The organism is Parvularcula bermudensis HTCC2503, assembly GCF_000152825.2.
Lineage (GTDB): Bacteria > Pseudomonadota > Alphaproteobacteria > Caulobacterales > Parvularculaceae > Parvularcula > Parvularcula bermudensis.
Genome location: NC_014414.1, coordinates 1,266,069 through 1,283,068 on the forward strand (window position 1 = coordinate 1,266,069; position 17,000 = coordinate 1,283,068).

The 17,000-nt window shown below is 61.0% G+C and carries 15 protein-coding genes and 1 pseudogene; 7 read left to right on the plus strand and 9 right to left on the minus strand.

The window, feature by feature from the left end; all coding sequences use genetic code 11:
• Nucleotides 1-91 precede the first annotated feature (91 nt).
• Nucleotides 92-604: a methanogen output domain 1-containing protein gene (locus PB2503_RS06020; protein ID WP_013300343.1), complete on the plus strand. Its 513-nt coding sequence runs from the start codon at nucleotides 92-94 to the stop codon at nucleotides 602-604.
• Nucleotides 582-1,814 (plus strand): sensor histidine kinase, encoded by a 1,233-nt coding sequence (locus PB2503_RS06025; protein WP_013300344.1) that lies wholly within the window; start codon nucleotides 582-584, stop codon nucleotides 1,812-1,814. The genes PB2503_RS06020 and PB2503_RS06025 overlap by 23 nt, the downstream gene beginning before the upstream one ends.
• A gap of 9 nt (nucleotides 1,815-1,823) precedes the next feature.
• On the opposite strand, the gene PB2503_RS06030 is transcribed toward PB2503_RS06025, so the two are convergent.
• Nucleotides 1,824-2,042: a hypothetical protein gene (locus tag PB2503_RS06030; RefSeq protein WP_041534916.1), complete on the minus strand. Its 219-nt coding sequence runs from the start codon at nucleotides 2,040-2,042 to the stop codon at nucleotides 1,824-1,826.
• Nucleotides 2,043-2,220: 178 nt separating this feature from the next.
• Between PB2503_RS06030 and PB2503_RS06035 the strand changes: the two genes are divergently transcribed.
• Nucleotides 2,221-4,209 carry a hypothetical protein gene (locus PB2503_RS06035; RefSeq protein ID WP_041534917.1) on the plus strand — a complete coding sequence of 663 codons (1,989 nt, stop codon included), beginning with the start codon at nucleotides 2,221-2,223 and terminating at the stop codon, nucleotides 4,207-4,209.
• 31 nt (nucleotides 4,210-4,240) lie between these two features.
• Here the strand turns inward: PB2503_RS06035 and PB2503_RS06040 are convergent.
• Nucleotides 4,241-5,287: pseudogene (locus PB2503_RS06040) on the minus strand (homocysteine S-methyltransferase family protein); the annotation flags it as partial.
• Between the two features lie 153 nt (nucleotides 5,288-5,440).
• On the opposite strand from PB2503_RS06040, the gene PB2503_RS06045 reads away from it, so the two are divergent.
• Together PB2503_RS06045 and PB2503_RS06050 are read left to right on the plus strand one after the other, a co-directional pair.
• Nucleotides 5,441-5,746: a hypothetical protein gene (locus PB2503_RS06045; RefSeq protein WP_013300348.1), complete on the plus strand. Its 306-nt coding sequence runs from the start codon at nucleotides 5,441-5,443 to the stop codon at nucleotides 5,744-5,746.
• Between the two features lie 90 nt (nucleotides 5,747-5,836).
• On the plus strand, nucleotides 5,837-6,445 hold the full coding sequence (locus PB2503_RS06050) for a superoxide dismutase (RefSeq protein WP_013300349.1): 609 nt from the start codon (nucleotides 5,837-5,839) through the stop codon (nucleotides 6,443-6,445).
• 61 nt (nucleotides 6,446-6,506) lie between these two features.
• Here PB2503_RS06050 and PB2503_RS06055 read toward each other — a convergent pair whose 3' ends face one another.
• The 4 genes from PB2503_RS06055 to PB2503_RS14850 all read right to left on the minus strand — a co-directional run bounded on the left by PB2503_RS06055 (nucleotide 6,507) and on the right by PB2503_RS14850 (nucleotide 10,764).
• The gene (locus PB2503_RS06055; protein ID WP_013300350.1) at nucleotides 6,507-7,259 is read right to left on the minus strand and encodes an enoyl-CoA hydratase/isomerase family protein; all 753 of its coding nucleotides are present in this window, start codon (nucleotides 7,257-7,259) and stop codon (nucleotides 6,507-6,509) included.
• 89 nt (nucleotides 7,260-7,348) lie between these two features.
• Nucleotides 7,349-8,392 (minus strand): alpha/beta hydrolase, encoded by a 1,044-nt coding sequence (locus PB2503_RS06060; protein WP_013300351.1) that lies wholly within the window; start codon nucleotides 8,390-8,392, stop codon nucleotides 7,349-7,351.
• A complete protein-coding gene (locus tag PB2503_RS06065; protein ID WP_013300352.1) occupies nucleotides 8,389-9,501 on the minus strand; it encodes an alpha/beta hydrolase in 1,113 nt (370 codons plus the stop codon). The genes PB2503_RS06060 and PB2503_RS06065 overlap by 4 nt, the downstream gene beginning before the upstream one ends.
• Before the next feature lie 162 nt (nucleotides 9,502-9,663).
• Nucleotides 9,664-10,764, minus strand: a complete 1,101-nt coding sequence (locus PB2503_RS14850; protein ID WP_013300353.1) for a BamJ family beta-barrel-assembly machinery protein — start codon at nucleotides 10,762-10,764, stop codon at nucleotides 9,664-9,666.
• 292 nt (nucleotides 10,765-11,056) lie between these two features.
• On the opposite strand from PB2503_RS14850, the gene PB2503_RS06075 reads away from it, so the two are divergent.
• The gene (locus PB2503_RS06075; RefSeq protein WP_049782037.1) at nucleotides 11,057-12,901 is read left to right on the plus strand and encodes a ribonucleoside-diphosphate reductase subunit alpha; all 1,845 of its coding nucleotides are present in this window, start codon (nucleotides 11,057-11,059) and stop codon (nucleotides 12,899-12,901) included.
• A 34-nt stretch (nucleotides 12,902-12,935) separates the two neighbouring features.
• Here PB2503_RS06075 and PB2503_RS06080 read toward each other — a convergent pair whose 3' ends face one another.
• From PB2503_RS06080 to ftsE, 3 genes are all read right to left on the minus strand, one after another.
• A complete protein-coding gene (locus tag PB2503_RS06080; protein ID WP_013300355.1) occupies nucleotides 12,936-13,892 on the minus strand; it encodes a YihY/virulence factor BrkB family protein in 957 nt (318 codons plus the stop codon).
• 109 nt (nucleotides 13,893-14,001) lie between these two features.
• On the minus strand, nucleotides 14,002-14,946 hold the full coding sequence (locus PB2503_RS06085; protein ID WP_013300356.1) for a cell division protein FtsX: 945 nt from the start codon (nucleotides 14,944-14,946) through the stop codon (nucleotides 14,002-14,004).
• A complete protein-coding gene (gene ftsE, locus PB2503_RS06090) occupies nucleotides 14,943-15,665 on the minus strand; it encodes a cell division ATP-binding protein FtsE (RefSeq protein ID WP_013300357.1) in 723 nt (240 codons plus the stop codon). The genes PB2503_RS06085 and ftsE overlap by 4 nt, the downstream gene beginning before the upstream one ends.
• 38 nt (nucleotides 15,666-15,703) lie before the next feature.
• Here ftsE and PB2503_RS06095 point away from each other — a divergent pair, with 38 nt between their 5' ends.
• Nucleotides 15,704-16,924 (plus strand): zinc-ribbon domain-containing protein, encoded by a 1,221-nt coding sequence (locus PB2503_RS06095; RefSeq protein ID WP_013300358.1) that lies wholly within the window; start codon nucleotides 15,704-15,706, stop codon nucleotides 16,922-16,924.
• Nucleotides 16,925-17,000: the final 76 nt, after the last annotated feature.

Sequence of the window (17,000 nt, forward strand, 5' to 3'; positions counted from 1 at the left end):
GTAATTTTTTCCCACTTCACCGATGGGTAATAAAATCAAGATCGAATGATCGACAGCAATTGAGTGCCATCAGTCTCTGCGGAGTTGACCTATGACCGCCTTGCCAGACGTTTCGGATATCCCGCTCGTAAAGGGACGAGACCGTGATCAATTCCTTCGTGAGCTTCTGCGGGAATTGTCGGGGGTTTTGGAAGATACAGTCGGTCTCGAAGCTGCAGAAGGGTTCGTCACATTAGTCGGTACGCGAATGGCGGAACGAATGAATGATGAATATCTCAAGGCATTCAACGTCAAGAAAATGAATGCAAGACAAGTGGCCGAGGCGCTCGTCGACTTGAAACAGAACATCCAAGGGGGATTTCATATCGAGCATCTGGATGAGGACAAGATGATCCTCGTCAATTCCCGGTGCCCCTTTTCCGCTCAAGTCGTGAACCGCCCTTCGCTCTGTGCCATGACGATGAATGTCTTCGGGTCGATTTCGGCAAAAAATCTGGGGTATTCCCGCTTGGAACTGCCCGAAACGATTGCGTCCGGGGCGCCAAGCTGCCGCGTGATCATACACTTCCAGGAGGGAGAAGGTGGAAGAGAATTCTTCGGCTGACCGATCGCTCTCCGAGGTTATCCAACGCTGCTATTTCGAACAAAACCCCATAGCCACGATCGTTGTCGGTAAGAGCGGCGAGATCGTCCTCGCGAACCGGCAGCTGGAAAGGCTGCTTCGAATAGACAGAGGCGACTTGGCCTCCGTTTCACCCCTCTCACTTTCTCTCCTCTTCTCAGGAGATCCCCGTCAGATGATCGGCGAGATGATTTCGGTCGCAGGACGCGGACGTGTCTATCTCGAGCCAAAGACTGAAGGGTGGAAAAAGGCTGATCGCATCGCCTTCGACGTAACGCCCCTCACGCTAAGTGACCGAAAAAAAGTTGATTACGTCCTTCTTTCGCATTGTCAGTACGATCAATACACAGCCAAAATGGCGAAATTGACAACGCGCCAGGCTGCCCTGCGGTGGGAAACCGCCCGCGAAAAAAATATCCGTGACCAGTTGGAAAGGGAGTATGTCGAGCTGGAGGAATTCAGCCGCATGGCCGCCCATGACCTGAAGGCGCCCTTGCGACACCTTTTCACTCTGATGAATACTCTCCAGTCCGACTACGGAGAGGTGTTTCCCGATGAAGCGGCGACGCTTCTCAATTTCGCGGAGAAGTCAGCTCGCCGCCTTCACAGCTTGGTGTCGGATCTTCTCGGACATGCGCGTTGCGGCAAGCAAAGCCTCTCACTCGACACGGTCTCAGTCGAACAGGCGGTCCATTGGGTTGAGCGGGATCTGATTGAGGAGATCGACAAATATGCAGGGACGATCCTCACGCCGACGGTCGATGCGTGCATCCGGGCGGACCGCTCACTCTTGCACCAATTGCTCCAGAATTTGATTGGCAACGCACTTAAATATCGATCGCCTGAGCGGGCGCCGGTCATCCATATCCAGCTTGACCCCGAAGAGGGGCGGCTGACCGTCGGGGACAATGGGGTTGGCTTCGACAATTCGCAGAAAGAGAAGATTTTCGGCGCCTTTCAACGCTTGCCCTCCACCTCCCATATCGAAGGCAGCGGAGTCGGTCTCGCCACCTGCCAGCGTATTTGCCAACGACATGGATGGAAGATCACTGCGGAGGGGGAGCCCGATAAAGGCGCCTTGTTCACCGTCACCGGGATCGAGATGGCGGAAGAAGAGGTGAAGCCCCCAACGGAGACGGACTGCGGCTCACCGATTTATCTCGTCAGTGGCGCACGGGCCGAAACCGCTTAGAGGTCGGTTTCACTCTGCTTCTTTTTTGCGGAACGTCACTGCGAATAACGGCTTGCCGTCGAACAAGTCCTGCGGACCGCCATCGCCTTCGATCATTTGGAACTGGCGTGGGGTGATCGACCCCTCCAGCACATACCCTTTTTCCGCCATTTTCCCGCGGTGAAATTCGAGAGCGGCGGCGGAAAATTCGTGGGCGAGGATGGTGATGCGTTCGGGGGCTTGGTCCATTGATTGGTTATCCTTCTCGCCTAAGGGGGAGGGTAGGGGCTTACCTATGTCATAGGGTTGAAAGCAGGTTCGTCCCGGATTTTCAATCGTCCCTGCGGCATCATCGTGGCGCAACATGGGCAAAGCACCTTTGGAGGACCGTGGAAGCGCGCGCCTCCTTGCGGGAGGAGTAGGGGTCATGGGGCTTGCCGGAAGGTGCTGCCGCCTCAGTACGGTGGCAGGAATAAGTCTCCTCACGGCGGCCCTCGCCCCCCCCATAGCGGCTGAAATGCGCCCGGCCCCCACAGCCTCGGGCGAAGAGGTGGCTTGCCTGACGCTCTATCCGGGGGACCGCTCGGCGAGGGGGGCAGGGATAACCCGCCTTGGGATCGTTTTCGCGCCCGGCATGGTGGTGGCGACGGATTCCCTGATCGCAAAGATCGGCGATGACCAGCGCCGAGCCTATCTGACGCCCCTGGCGACATATCAAGACGGCTCGGTCAAGCACGGCGCCCTTGTTGTGGAGACGGCCGGTCTGCCCCCGCGGCTTCTGAGCGGCGCGCTGCGCCGGCTTGAGGGAACGGCCGAGGCCCCCCCCCTCCAGATTGATCTGGCGGACGCTTTTGCCGGGGTACGGGTTGAGGCCACCGGCACCCTTGGCGGCGGCGATCATCAAGCGACGCTCTTATTGGCGGAGCTGATCGCTAACGCAGAGACGCAAACCGTCACCCCGCTTTCGCAAGATGTACGGGTCCGGGTCGCGCTCTCTCCTTTGCTCTCCTTGGTCATCGATGCGCGGATTTTCGTCGATGGCAGGCGGGAATTGCGACTGACCTTCGAGAATCAGAGGACGTTTTCCGCCTATCCGCGGGAGCTCCATTATGAAGTGGCCATTGAGGGGTGGACGGAGGAGCCTGTCCGGCAGCGGGTCGCCCTTCACCCCCGTAATAGTGCTTGGACCTGGGCCCTTGAGGACGCCCCCCGGCGGGCCGCCGCGCAATGTCCCACGGATCTCATGGCCCGCGCCGCTTTTCCCGCCCTGGCGCCGCACCGCAACCCCCCTCCGATCCTCGGGTCTGAGCTCCCCTCACCGGTCTTGCCGGGCGAGACCGGTTCTCTTCAGCCCTCCATGGGGGCGGGGGGGGCGCGCCCCGATATTGGTCCGGTTACCCATTGGACGGCGGCCTGGCTGCGCGATGGGCAAAGGCGAGCGCCGGAATGGGTGATCGGGCTTGCCGATCTATCCCTCACCATCCCCTGGCATTTCGACGACGATCCCCCGGGGGCGCCCGTCAATCCACAGGAAAACCCGACCTTCTGGGCCGACGCGCGCGGCAGTGGACAGGGGGAGGCGAAGTTCCCGCCGATCCTGTTCGCCGGGTCGTCGGGCCCGTGGGACCCCGATCTCGCCCATAAGCCTAGCCTCGCCTACCCCGCCTATGTTCTCACCGCAGAGCCGATTTATGCCGATGCCCTCGCCGATGAGGCGGCTTACGCCCTCAATGGCCTTTGGCCCGAATTTCGGGCGCCAACCGGCCTTAGTGTCGCCAGAAGCCTGCAATTGCGGACGACCGCCTGGGGGCTGAGGAGCCTTGCCAATGCGGCCTTCATTCTGCCTGACACCGACCCCCTGAAACCGGTCTTTGCGCAGGCGCGGGACACCACCCTCGCGGAGCTGAAGGCGAGGCAGGTCCGGCGCGGCATTCTGTCGGGTATCGTGTCGACCCCCTCTGCGCCCGAGCCGTCGGCCATTTCACCTTGGCAGCATGATTTCCTGGCCCTGGTGCTTGCCCTCGAAACACGGAGAGGCAGTTCTCTTGCCCGGCAATTGCTGACGGACATGGCGCCATTCCTGTTGGCCCGCGCGGCGGCGGCGCCCGAAACCTTGCCCCTCCGCGCGGGGCTCCGCCTGGCGACGGGCCCGAGGGAGGGAGAGATTTTCACGGATTGGGCCGAGGCCGATCGGGAGACGGCGCGCCGCTTCCCCCGTCAGACGGTCTATCCAGAGAATGGCGGCGGCCAGCTTTCCGTGCTTCGGGCGGCCCTTATCGCCCTAGGGCAGGTGACGGACGATGAGCGCGCCACCCAAGCGGCGGTGCCGCTGGGACGGGTGGCCGGTACCCGGCGTTTATCCGACCCCGATTTCCCCGAGGGGCGGGCGGGGATGGGCCAATTCACTTATGACTGACGCTTACCTCGCTGGCTGACGCTCACCCGGCGATCGAGACCGGCTCGAGACCGGAGAGACGCATGACGACTGGCCGAGCGGGACGCTGACGCGGCGGGACCCCCGACACGCGCGCGGCGAAGGCGCGGATGTGATCCGGGGTCGTCCCGCAGCAGCCGCCAATGATGTTGAGAAAGCCACTCTCCGCCCATTCGCCGATATGGGCTGCCATCCCCTCCGGGGTTTCGTCATATTCCCCGAAGGCGTTCGGCAGTCCGGCATTGGGATAGGCGGAAACATAGGTCTCAGCGATCCGCGACAATTCCATGATATAGGGGCGCATAAGATCAGGGCCGAGGGCACAATTGATCCCGACGCTGAGGGGCTCGGCGTGGCGAACACTATTCCAGAACCCTTCGGTGGTTTGCCCCGAAAGCGTGCGGCCTGACTGGTCCGTAATCGTCACTGACAGCATGAGCGGCACTTTTTCGCCAAGTTCGCCGAAGAGTTGATCGATACCGAACAGGGCCGCCTTCGCATTCAGCGTGTCGAAGATCGTTTCGATCAGCAATAAATCCGCCCCCCCCTCGAGGAGCCCCCGGGCGGCCTCGGCATAGGCGGCGGCGAGACTGTCGAAGTCGGTGTTGCGCGCGCCGGGGTCGTTGACATCGGGGCTGATCGAGGCGGTGCGGTTGGTCGGCCCGATGGCCCCCGCCACAAAGCGCGGCTTGTCGCGGGTGGCGGCCGCGTCCGCCGCCTGCCGCGCAATGCGGGCGCCCTCGACATTCAGCTCATAGGCGAGGGACTGCATGTCGTAATCGGCCTGGGCGATGGTGGTGGAGCTGAATGTGTTGGTTTCGATGATGTCGGCACCGGCCGCGAGATACTCATCATGGATCGACCTGATCAGATCAGGTTTTGTCAGCGTGAGGAGATCGTTATTGCCACCGAGGTCTTTCGGCCAGTCGGCGAAACGCTCGCCCCGGTAATCCTCCTCGGTGGGCTTGGCCCGTTGGATCATCGTCCCCCCCGCCCCGTCGAGGATCAAAATCCGCTCTTCCAGGGCTGAGATCAGGCTGTCTCGTCGACTAGAGGTCATCGTGGCGCATCCATTCGTCCATCTTTCCCTCCTAATATATAAAGCTTTCTTTATGTCTTAAAGGCGGGGCTGCCGCTTTTTCTTCCCCCATCTGCACGAATTGCGGTATGGGCGACGACTTTCCGGCGGCAGGGCCGATAGGATACAACACCCATGGATCAAACATTTCTCAGCTATGCGTTGACGGATATAAGGTTTTCGTTTGCCAGCATGACGGCCATCGCTTTGCGACTTTGCGTGCCGCTCGCGGCGACGATCGCCTTTCTGGTGGCCGTCGATGCCCAAGCGGGCGGCTTGCTTGCCGCCCTCGGCGCCACCTTGCTGTGGCTGCTGGCCGAATGGTCGGTCCTATTGTGCCGCATGGCTCGCCGGCTCGCCCTTGGCCAAGAATGGCCCGAGCGACTTCTGGCGATGAATCTCTTTGCCATGATCCGGCATTTGTTGCGCGCTTATTATTGAGCAAGCGTCCCCGCACGCCGTTGGGCCGTTGACGGGTCGGACAGGGTGGTTACTTCATGGGAGAGTTTCACTTCCAATAGGAGACGACCCATGGCCATTTCATTGATGGACTTACCCTACGAGAAAACGGCGCTGGCGCCGCATATTTCTGAGGACACGCTCAACTATCACCACGGCAAGCACCACCAGGCCTATGTGACCAAGACCAATGACGCGATCAAAGGGACGGCCCTCGACGATGCCGATCTCGAAGCGATTGTGAAGGAAGCGAAAAAGACCGCCAATCAGGGGCTGTTCAACAATTCAGCACAGGTCTGGAACCACAATATCTATTGGCAATCCATGAGCCCCAATGGCGGCGGCGCGCCGAAGGCGGGAAGCAAGATCGCCGAAGCCATCGATAAGAGCTTTGGATCGTACGATGAGTTCAAAGCGAAATTCAAAGATGCGGGTGGGACGCAATTTGGATCCGGCTGGGCCTGGCTCGTGGCGAAAAAGGACGGCAGCCTGGAGATCCTGAAAACGCTGAACGCCGATTGTCCCCTCACCGATGAGAGTGTGACGACGCTTCTCACCATGGATGTGTGGGAGCACGCCTATTATCTCGATTATCAAAATGCGCGTCCTGACTATATGACGCATTTCCTCGACAATCTGGTGAATTGGGATTTCGCGGAAGAGCGCCTTGCCGCGGCCTGACGCATTAAACGTCTGATGAGGGGGGCGGAGAGACCATCTCTCCGCCCTTTTTTATTGGCGACTACTTTTTGCCAAAGCCCGCAAGCCGGTCTGCGGAATCCGTAATCTGAGGATACTCACGTGACAATTCTTCGGCGAGGGCGTCCTCAAGGGGACGATTCTCCGCCGCCAGGGCGAACAAATCCTTATAGGCACCGATCGCGCCGGGGGAATTGGCGGCGATCCGCTTGGTGATGTCATCGAGCGCGGCGTCAAGCTCCGCCTCCGACGCAAAGGCAGCATTGGCGAGCCCCCAACGGGCCGCCTCGTCGCCGGAAAATGTCTTTGCGGTGAAGGACAATTCGCGCGCGCGGCGCAGGCCGACGGCCTGCACCAGGGTCTGGCTCATCCCCCATGTGGGGCGGAGGCCGAATTTGGCGTGGGTGTCACCGAATTTCGTGTCCAGGGTGGTCAGGATGAAGTCGCAGTGAAGAGCCAGCTCAAGGGCACCGGTGAAACAGGCCCCATGAACCCTGGCGATCACGGGGACCTTGCTGGCGCGAATAGCTTTGGCCGTCTCACCGGCCGGCCCGTCAAAGGCCTCCCCCACCTTGCCATGGGTAAGAGTTGATTGCTGCAAGATCTTGAGGTCGACGCCCGCGGAAAAGGCCCGGCCAGCGCCGCGCAACACAATAGCCTTGGCGGTGGCGCTGGCCTCCTGGACCGCTTCTTTCAACGCGCCGAGAAGCTCGGCGGTGAAGGCGTTCATCGCATCGGGGCGGTTCAGGGTGAGGGTGGTGACCCCGTCTTGGGTCTCGGTAAGCAGTTCGGTCATGGGCGTCCTCCTATCACTGCGGACGCTACCTTTGTAGGACGCCAAAGGCAAAAAATTGCCGTGGGGCCGCCCGTATCTCCTGCCCCAGATCAGGGCGAAAAGGTCGAGGCCACAATATCCGCAAATTGCAAAATCTGACGGTCGGCTGCAAGCCGGGTGGCTTCTGGTTCCGTGTAGAAACAATGGCCGGTGTCTTTGAACCGGACCAGTCGACACTGGGGCAGCTGGTCGCCGCAAATCTCGATTGTCCGATCATTGAAGATCACGCGATCATTTTCCGCGATCAGGGCCAGTACCGGGATATCGACATGCGACAGGTCCGCTTCCTCCGCCAGCCTTTTCCCCGATCGGTCCATTCCCGCCACCCATTCGGCGGTCGGGGCACTCACCCGGAACGCCGGATTGGTGATGTAATAGGCCCGCTGAAGCGCGGAGCGTTGATCGTTATAGGTACAAGGATTATCGCCGGAAAGCATGTCCCGGTCGATCCGATAGATCTGACCGCCGGGGACGAGGGCGCCGCCGAGCCCGATCCGCTCTTGAACGCCAAGAATCGCTAGGGTTGGCCCTTCGGGCACGATCCGCGACCTGACCCGGAAACTTGGCATATGCAGGATCAGCGCATCCGCATCGAGGGTGCCGTCAGCCTGCGCCAGAAAGGCGATATGCCCACCGAAACTATGCCCTGAGGCAATCAAAGGTCGCGGTTGATCGGGCAGGGCCGCCGCGGCGAAGGTACTGACGATCCGGGAATAATCCTCCATATCCCCCGACCAGGGCCGATCGGGGTGGTCGGCCCGCCCGTCGGATCCGCCCTGTCCGGGCAGATCGAGCCCGATAACGGTGTAGCCGTTCTCATGCCAACGGGTCAGGGCACCGGCATAATACTCAATGAAGGTCGTGAAGCCGGGCATGAATAAGATGGTGCCCTTGGCATTCTCGGCTTCGGCGATCCCCCAACGCAATTCGCCCGCTTCGAAGGGAAAGGTACGCCATTCCCATGCCGTGGGAAGGGGGGGCGCATGGCGGTCGATTTCCGCTTCGGCCCAGGCTAGGCGATCCTGGGCGCCGGGGGTCGCACAGGCCGCGACCATCCCTATCAGGACAAGGGCGGCCAGTGATTGACAGGTCATTGGTTCGTCTCCGGCGCGCTCTCGGCGGACGCTGTGTCCTGTTGGGTGAGGGTATCTGCAAAGCGGATCACCCGGTCAGCGACGATCTGAATATGAGAGTCAGGTTCGGTATAGGTGCAGTGACCGGCCTCCGAAAATTCGATCAGGGTACAGTTGGAGAGCTTGGAGCTGCAAATTGTGCGGGTCCGACTATTATCGATCAGGGCATCCTTGCCGGCGATCAAGGTCAGGATCGGCACCGACACCTCTTCGAGTGCCGACGTGTTGGCAAAGCTGTAGCCCGAGCGCTCAAGACCATTCACCCAAGCAATAGTGGGGGGACTGACCTGGTATTCGGGCCGGGTAAGGAAATAGGCGTTGGTCAGATAGGATCGGTCCGGCCGAAAGCGGCAGACCGGCGTCGCGGAAAAAAGCTCTGTATCAAGACGAAATTCCTGGCTGGTGGGCACCAGCGCTTCGCCGAAGCCAAGGCCGTCCGCGACCGCCAGAAAGGGAAAGGCCGGGAATTCGGGCCAGGGACCGGTCCGAACCCGAAAGGCCGGCATCATCAGCACCACGGCATCGGCGGTCAGCGTCTCTTCGGTAATGGCATGCAGGACGGCATTACCGGCAAAGCTGTAGGCGATGGGAATAAAGGGACGCGGAAGATCGGCGAGATTGCCTGCCGCAAAGGCGGCGATCACATCGCCATAGGCACTCATATCCCCCGACCAGGGAAGGGTGGGATAATCCTGCCGCCCGTCGGACTGTCCTTGGCCGGGCAAGTCGAGCGCGACGACCGTATAGCCGGCGGCATGCCATTTCGTGAGGAGGTCCGCCTCAAGCTCAATGAACTGGCTGAAGCCGGGCAGGAATAACAAGGTGCCCTTAGGCTCCTCAGCGGTCGCGATCCCCCAACGGAGGGTGCCGTCGTCAAAGGGGGCTTCTCGCCATTCCCAGGTTTCGGGCAGCGGTGGGCTGTAGGTCGCAATGATTGTGGCAGCCTCAGCCTTTTCATAAGGGGTCGCCGAGATATCGGTTGCGGTACACGCCGACAGGGTGATCAGGCCGATCGTGGGCAGGGCCCAGCGCATGACAAACGACCTATTCCGCGCAAGGGTCTTCCCCATACTCTCCTCCCGCCCCATTCTTTGCCCCGGCCAGTCTGGGCGAGGCTATTATGAATTATTGGGGCTATTTACTGCCCGTTAGGTAATAATTCACCGATCAAACGGGGAAGTCGAGAGGCCAACGGGAAAGGGTTAATTCTTTTCCGCTGGCCCCGCTGCGGGTCACCCGCCTTGTTGGCCTGGCTCTTCGAAGTCGATCAGCTCGATTTCGAAGACGAGGGCCTGTTCGGGGCCGATCGGGCCGCCGGGGGTGCCTTGCTCGCCATAGGCAAGCGACGCCGGGATATAGAATTTGTACTTGTCGCCCACATCCATCAACGCCACGCCTTCGGTCCAGCCGGAAATCACCCTGTCGAGGGGGAAGCTGGTGGGTTCTCCCCGTGCATAGGAGCTATCGAACTCCTGACCGTCCGGCAGGGTGCCGCGGTAATGTACCGTGACCACATCGGTCGCCTCGGGGCTTTCTGAATTCCCGCTATCCTCGATGACCTCGTAAAGAAGACCACTCGCGGTCGATTGGATTCCCTCGCGGCTCCGTACTTCCGACAAAAAGGCGGTCGAGGCTTCGCGATTGGCTGCCGCCGCTTGGGCCAAGGCCTCCTGCGCGGCGGCTTGGGCGGCTTCCTGCTCGGCACGCAGACGGTCAATCAATTCTTGTTGCTGGGCTTCGACCTCGGCGAGACGCGCCGTATTCCCCTCCTCGACGACCTCAACGAGTTCGATGTCGAAGATCAGGGCCGTTCCTTCGGGGAAGGGGGTCCGTTGCCCCTCGGGGGAAACGATCTCTGGGGGGATGACCGCGCGGACACGGCTTCCTTCTTCCATTTCGGCGAGCGCCAAGGGCAGGCCGGGAATGGGAAGGTCGGCCCAGGATTCGATTTGCGGCACCAGGGGGGAGGGCACCGCCAGCGGCTCCCCGCCGGCGCGGCTGTCCTGGATCACCGTGCCGTCGAGAAGCTGACCGCTAAAATGAAACCGGACCAGATCCTCGCGATCCGGCCTGGCGCCGTCGCCTGGCTCGATGACTTCGAGCTGAAGGCCGCTATCCAACACGCGGACCTCGTCTCGTTCGGCATTCTGTTGCAGAAATTCCTGGGCCATCTGCACATTGCGCTCACCGACGGGATTAGGGGCGGCGGGAATGTCGAGGCTTTCGCCCTCGGTCGTCGCGGTGGTTGTCTCCGCCGCCTCTTCCGGCGCGTCGCCCCCGCATCCAGTTGCCAACAGGATGGCGGAAAGGGCGGCTAGGGACACATGTCGCATGGTGCTTCTCCGATCACTTCTACTCGGTCATCGATAGGCGGGTTCACCGCCCATTTCACGGGGTTTCTGCGTCGACTGCAGTTAGGGATCGACGCGCCTTGATCGCAAATTTAGGTCGAAATTAAGGTCGTCTTAACCCGAAAACCCCGACTCAGAATAAGTGTGCATAACCATATCTTGACCGTGGGCATCCAAAGGCATCTAGATATGGTCATAGACTGGGTCATTTGAGAACAAGGGGGCAACATTTATGCGCGACATTTCCGCAACCGAAACGACAACTCCTCAGACCATGATCGCCCCTCAGACCGAGGAGGGAACCAAGCAGCGCCCCGCCCTCAAACTGGTGCGCGAGGTCGTTGTCGACCGGTCGCGGGATGCGCTGTTGACCGATTTCGGCAAGACCACGATGGACGATCGTTATCTGCTTGAGGGCGAGTCTTATCAGGATATGTTCGCGCGGGTCGCCACGGCCTATGGCGATGATGCTGACCATGCCCAGCGGATCTACGATTATATCTCCAAATTGTGGTTCATGCCCGCGACGCCCGTTCTGTCCAATGGCGGCGCCAGTCGGGGGCTGCCCATCTCCTGCTTTCTGAATGCCGTCGACGACAGTCTCGACGGTATTGTCGGTACCTGGAACGAAAATGTCTGGCTGGCGTCGAATGGCGGCGGTATCGGCACCTATTGGGGCGGGGTCCGGTCGATCGGCGAGAGCGTGAAGGGCCACGGCCAGACCAGCGGCATCATTCCTTTCATCCGGGTGATGGACAGTTTGACCTTGGCGATCAGCCAGGGCTCCCTCCGTCGGGGATCGGCGGCCTGTTATCTCGACATCCACCATCCGGAGATCGAGGAGTTTCTCGAAATCCGCAAAGCCTCCGGTGATTTCAATCGGAAATCCTTGAACCTCCACCACGGCATCAACATCACCGATGCGTTTATGGAGGCGGTGGCTCGTGACGAGGAGTTCGGGCTTCTCTCCCCGAAAACCGGCGAGGTCCTGCGCACGGTCAACGCACGGAAATTGTGGCAGAAAATTCTTGAGATCCGTCTGCAGACCGGCGAACCCTATCTTGTCTTTGCGGATACGGTGAACCGGTCGATGGCCAAGCACCAGCGAGACCTTGGCCTAAAGGTGTCGACGTCCAATCTGTGTGCGGAAATCATGCTGCACACGGGCGAGGATCACCTTGGCCAGGAACGGACGGCAGTGTGCTGCCTCTCCTCCGTCAATGCGGAGAAATATTTCGAGTGGAAGGATGAACCCACTTTCATCGAAGACGTGATGCGGTTCCTCGACAATGTCCTTGAGGATTTCATCAACCGCGCACCGCCGGAAATGGCCAAGGCGGTTTATTCCGCCCGGCGTGAGCGGTCCGTCGGACTGGGCTTGATGGGGTTCCACTCCTTCCTCCAGCAAATGGGGGTCCCCTTTGAAAGCGCGATGGCCAAGAGCTGGAACATCAAGCTCTTCAAGCATATTCGGATGGGGGCTGATGCGGCGAGCGTGACCCTGGCCGAGGAGCGCGGGGCCTGTCTCGATGCAGCGGAGCGGGGGATCAAGCAGCGCTTCAGCCATAAAATGGCGATCGCCCCCACGGCGTCGATCTCCATTATTTGTGGCGGGGCGAGCCCTTGCATCGAGCCGATCCCGGCGAACGTCTATACCCACAAGACCCTGTCGGGCAGCTTCACCGTCAAGAACCGCGCCCTCGAGGAGATGCTCGAGGAAAAGGGCTGCAATGACGACGATACCTGGGCCTCCATCCTCGAAAATGAGGGGTCGGTGCAGCATCTTGACTGTCTGACGGACGAAGAAAAGGCGGTGTTCAAGACGGCCTTCGAGATCGATCAGCGGTGGGTGGTCGACCTTGCGGCGGATCGGGCGCCGTTTATCTGTCAGTCCCAGTCGGTGAATGTCTTCCTGCCCGGCGACATCAATAAATGGGACCTCCACATGCTGCATTGGACAGCCTGGGAGAAGGGCGTGAAATCCCTTTATTATTGCCGCTCGAAATCGGTTCAGCGGACGCAATTCGCCGGGGGAAGAGGGGCGGCTGAGATCGACGCGGCCTCTGCTGCGGCCCTGGCGGAACGGACTGACTACGACGAGTGCCTGGCCTGTCAGTAACGCGGGTGGCCGCAAGGTATTACGGCCACCTTTCCTAAGACGGAGGGATGGTGTCGGCGGGGACGGCATCTCTTTTGCCTGGGCGTTGAACGCCGCCGACGGTCGAATCACCGAGAGCTTGCCGCTCCAGGGCGGCGTTCAGCTCACCGCCGATCAGGAAAACGAAGGCGGACAGATAGGACCACAACATGACGACGGTGACGGTGGCGAGAGAGCCGTAGGTGGCGCTGAAATTGTTCACATGACGGACGTAATACGAAAACAAAAGTGACGTTCCGACCCAGAGAATGGTGCCGAGCAAGGCGCCGGGCCAGGACCAGCGCCAGGTCGGCGCGCGGCGATCCGGGGCCCATTTGAGAACCACGGTCGCCAGCGCGACGATCAGGACGAATAGGAATATCCACTGGGCGATGCTGATCAGCCGCTCAGCGCCATTCGGTAATCCAAGAAATTGGAGGCCGATTGGGATGATCGCGACGACCGATAATGCGGCGATGGCGCCGAACAGCATGATCGCCGTCAAGGCCAGAGAGATGACATTGATGACGACAATGTTGCGGCTGGTGGTCTCGTCGTGAACGATCGTCAGGGCAAAGGCGAAGTTCTTGACGCCCCGATTGGCACTCCAAAGGGCAATGCTGAGGCTGAAGAGGGTCGTAACGAGCAATCCCTCCCCCCGTCCTTCGGCGATCCGGCTCAATTCAGTCTGAATGAGGTCGAGGGCGTTCGGGGGAAGAACGGGGGCGAGAACCGCGATCCCGTCGACGATGTCAACGGGGTCGGCGATCAGGCCAACAAGTCCAACAAGGGCGACCAGGGCGGGGAACACGGAGAGAAAGGCAAAAAAGGCAACCCCGGCGGCGACCAGGCTGAGATTGTCCTGACCAATTCGGCCTAAGAGGGAAAAGACGGCTTTCCGCCACCGTTTGAGCGGCAGGTGGAGCGGCCCCTTGGCTCGGAAGGCTCCCTCATGGGGCTGTCTGTCGTTCATGCCGCGGTTCTCTCTCCTCTCCGCCGGCGCTCCGCCGATCAATTTGACCTTCGTGACGTAGAGCGGATTAGCGCGGTGAAAGGGGGCAATGGCCGCTTTATTGAGCGCTTTAACTGATGTCCTGAGTCAGGATCTGTCGCACGGTGATGCGGGCGGCGATGGAGGCGGTGGCGCATAACAGCAGCGGCACCACGGAAAGCCACATCAAGAGAGTTGGGGCGGCGACCAGATTGGGCAGGAACAGGGCGCCGCTACTTTCTTCGCTTGTCTGCGCCATGGCGAGCAACACCAGGGTGGCGACCCCTGCGCCGGCGACGCCGCCTCGTAAGGAGAGGGTTAGATACCGGCGCTGCACCTGATCGGCAATGAACTGGTCCGTGGCCCCCATTAAATGCATCACCTCAACCGTCGACTGGTTCGCCGCCAGCCCCGCCCTCGTGGCAAAGACGATCACGCTGACGGTTGCGGTGAAGATGGTCAAAAAGATCACAATGGCGAAGTTGGCGGCCTTCCGCGCTGCCGAAAGGAGCCGATCGTTCCACACATGATGATCGTCGAGGACGGCTGTCGGTGCCGTCTCCGCCAGACGCTCCACGAGCGGGCTGAGATTCGCTCTCAGGGTTGGGGTAATTTCAGCAGTGATCAGAATAGGGATCGGTAGATCCGGTCCAAGACTGTCCGTGCCCAGCCAGGGCGACAGGAGTTCTTCGGTCTCTTGCCGGTTCAGCCGGTCGAGATTGAGGACACCGATCGTATCTTGAAGAACCCCCTCGGCCGCGTCGGCATTTCGCCTGATCTCGGCAATGGAGGTCCCCCTGACTTGGATGGTGATCGCCCCGGTTAACTCGCCCGTCCAGTCCGAGGTCGATCGCGCGACCATCAAGGTGCCGGCGAGGGCGATACTGGCGATGAAGGCAAGAACGGCGAGGACGACGGTCAAGGGGGTGCCGGCGGCCCCCGCCTCGGGGAGCAAGGCCGACTGCCGAGGCGGCAATTTCTCGCTTCCTCCCTCTTCAGGGGGGGGATCGTCCGGCGCCGAAGGGCTGTCGATCATGGCGTCCCCGTCAGTTCGGAGAGAGGGCCGTGCAAGGTGACATGGCCATCTTTCAGCCTCAAGATTTTTTCGGGAATCCGTCTGACCAGGTGGAAATCATGGGTGGCGACAATCACCGCCGTGCCAAGGCGGTTCAGCTCAAGGAGAAGTTGCATGATTTTCGCCCCCATGGCCGGGTCGACATTTCCCGTCGGTTCATCGGCGAGGATCAGATCCGGCTTTGATACCAAAGCCCGCGCCAGGGCGACCCGCTGTTTTTGACCGCCTGAGAGAACCTGAGGTTTCGCCGTCAGTCGGTCGGCAAGCCCGACCCAACTTAAGAGTTCAATAACGTCGTCCCGATACTCACTTTCCTTAATGCCCATGACACGCATGGGCAACGCCACGTTTTCATAGGCGGTGAGATGGTCGAGCAGCCTGAACTCCTGAAAAACAATGCCGATGCGTCGCCGAATATGGTACCGCGCGTCGGTTTTCAGATCCCCGACATCTTCGCCGAAAATTCGTATACGCCCGGCGCTGGGGCGCAGCGCGAGATAGATCAATTTCAACAGCGTCGTCTTGCCGGCGCCGGAGGGGCCGGTCAGGAAGCGGAAATCACCTTCACGCAGGATCAGATCTGCGTGTCTAAGCACTTCGCGTGTGTCATCATAGGCGAGCGCAACGTCCTGCAGCTCGACGATCGGCGGGGTCGTGGCGGTGTACCGGGTCTCGGACATGTCTTTTGGGGTTACAGCCCAGTCCGAGGGGGTGTGCAATGATGATCTCATGCCCGGCCTGTCCGAAGGTCTATCGGATTCCCGCTGCCGCCATTCCGGATTCCGGACGAGAGGTACGGTGTTCCGGCTGCGGTACGGTGTGGATCGAGCGCGGCATCGTCGCCGACCTAATCGATATGATCGACCTTGAAGAGGCGCTGCGCCCCTATGGGGCGTACCAACAGGTCGAGGCGCCAGCAGAAGATCTGGCGCTTGCCGTCGAGGACTTCGCTGCGGACGACGACGCCTTTACCGTGAGCGGCCCCGATGCCGGGCATTTTCCGGCACCGGTCGCGTATCGGGGAGAGGATGGCGGCGGTACGGGCGAGGTGGTGCTGCCCGGCCCGTCAGCATCGTCGGCGCAGGCCGAGCGGGCCGCCCCTTCTTCGGCGCCATATGACGGGCCGCGACAGGGCGATCACCAGGCTGGCCGGCTCCATGTGGACGCACCCCTTTGGAGCTGGACGCCTGCGTTGACGGTTTCGAGCGGTGCGCTCAGCCTTGGGAACGGGGTGCCGACGCCCGTCCTTGAGATGGAAGAGCCCGCGCCTGCGCCTCTATCGGCCGCCGCGTCCCTGGGGCCGGTGGAGGCCGGACGGCGGTGGCTCAAGAAGCGATTGACCTCCCGTCGTCGCCAACTCGATCCCGGCGCCCGGGCGGCGCGGCGATGGCGGGCCCGTTTTCGTACCAAGATCCGTAATCGCTTGACCCCCGCCCGGGCGGTCGGATGGTCGGCCTGGGCCGTCATCGTCATTGTCGCGACATTGGTGGTGACTGATCGCACGCTGACCGAACGTCTTTGGCCTCGCACCCACCGCCTATATGCGGCCTTGGCGGATGAGCCTCGCCTTCCGCCGGTGCGGCTTGAGGGGGTCGTTCGCCGGGTGGCCAATTCGACCGAGGGGCCCGTCCTTGAGGTGCGGGGGCGTCTTGTGAACATGTCAGGCGACGCGATTGCCCCGCAACTGGTTCTCCAATTGAATGGGGACAAACGGTTGAGCCACGCGGCATCGATCAGCGATGTGCCCTTGGTGAGCGGCGGCGAGCGGCCATTCGTTATCAGAGCGCGGTTGCCCGAGCAGGTGGAACGGATCGAGTTGACGCCGTCGATCGGGGCTGTGGCCGGCTCGCTGGCTCCGTCGCCGAGCTTCAGGATGCAGCAAATTGGCAGCGGCTGGAAACAATCCGCGATCGCCGATCAAGCGCCCCTTATTCGGTAACCGTGGGGCGCGTTCATGCGCCAAGGAGCGAGGCGCCATTGAGAGCCGCCATTGAGGAGCCGTCGTGGCCCCCCCG

Coding starts and splice junctions, on each gene's coding strand:
- PB2503_RS06020 (WP_013300343.1), top strand. CDS start 92: ATGACCGCCTTGCCAGACGTTTCGGATATCCCGCTCGTAAAGGGACGA.
- PB2503_RS06030 (WP_041534916.1), bottom strand. CDS start 2,042: ATGGACCAAGCCCCCGAACGCATCACCATCCTCGCCCACGAATTTTCC.
- PB2503_RS06035 (WP_041534917.1), top strand. CDS start 2,221: ATGGGGCTTGCCGGAAGGTGCTGCCGCCTCAGTACGGTGGCAGGAATA.
- PB2503_RS06045 (WP_013300348.1), top strand. CDS start 5,441: ATGGATCAAACATTTCTCAGCTATGCGTTGACGGATATAAGGTTTTCG.
- PB2503_RS06050 (WP_013300349.1), top strand. CDS start 5,837: ATGGCCATTTCATTGATGGACTTACCCTACGAGAAAACGGCGCTGGCG.
- PB2503_RS06055 (WP_013300350.1), bottom strand. CDS start 7,259: ATGACCGAACTGCTTACCGAGACCCAAGACGGGGTCACCACCCTCACC.
- PB2503_RS06060 (WP_013300351.1), bottom strand. CDS start 8,392: ATGACCTGTCAATCACTGGCCGCCCTTGTCCTGATAGGGATGGTCGCG.
- PB2503_RS06065 (WP_013300352.1), bottom strand. CDS start 9,501: ATGGGGAAGACCCTTGCGCGGAATAGGTCGTTTGTCATGCGCTGGGCC.
- PB2503_RS14850 (WP_013300353.1), bottom strand. CDS start 10,764: ATGCGACATGTGTCCCTAGCCGCCCTTTCCGCCATCCTGTTGGCAACT.
- PB2503_RS06075 (WP_049782037.1), top strand. CDS start 11,057: ATGATCGCCCCTCAGACCGAGGAGGGAACCAAGCAGCGCCCCGCCCTC.
- PB2503_RS06080 (WP_013300355.1), bottom strand. CDS start 13,892: ATGAACGACAGACAGCCCCATGAGGGAGCCTTCCGAGCCAAGGGGCCG.
- PB2503_RS06085 (WP_013300356.1), bottom strand. CDS start 14,946: ATGATCGACAGCCCTTCGGCGCCGGACGATCCCCCCCCTGAAGAGGGA.
- ftsE (WP_013300357.1), bottom strand. CDS start 15,665: ATGTCCGAGACCCGGTACACCGCCACGACCCCGCCGATCGTCGAGCTG.
- PB2503_RS06095 (WP_013300358.1), top strand. CDS start 15,704: ATGATGATCTCATGCCCGGCCTGTCCGAAGGTCTATCGGATTCCCGCT.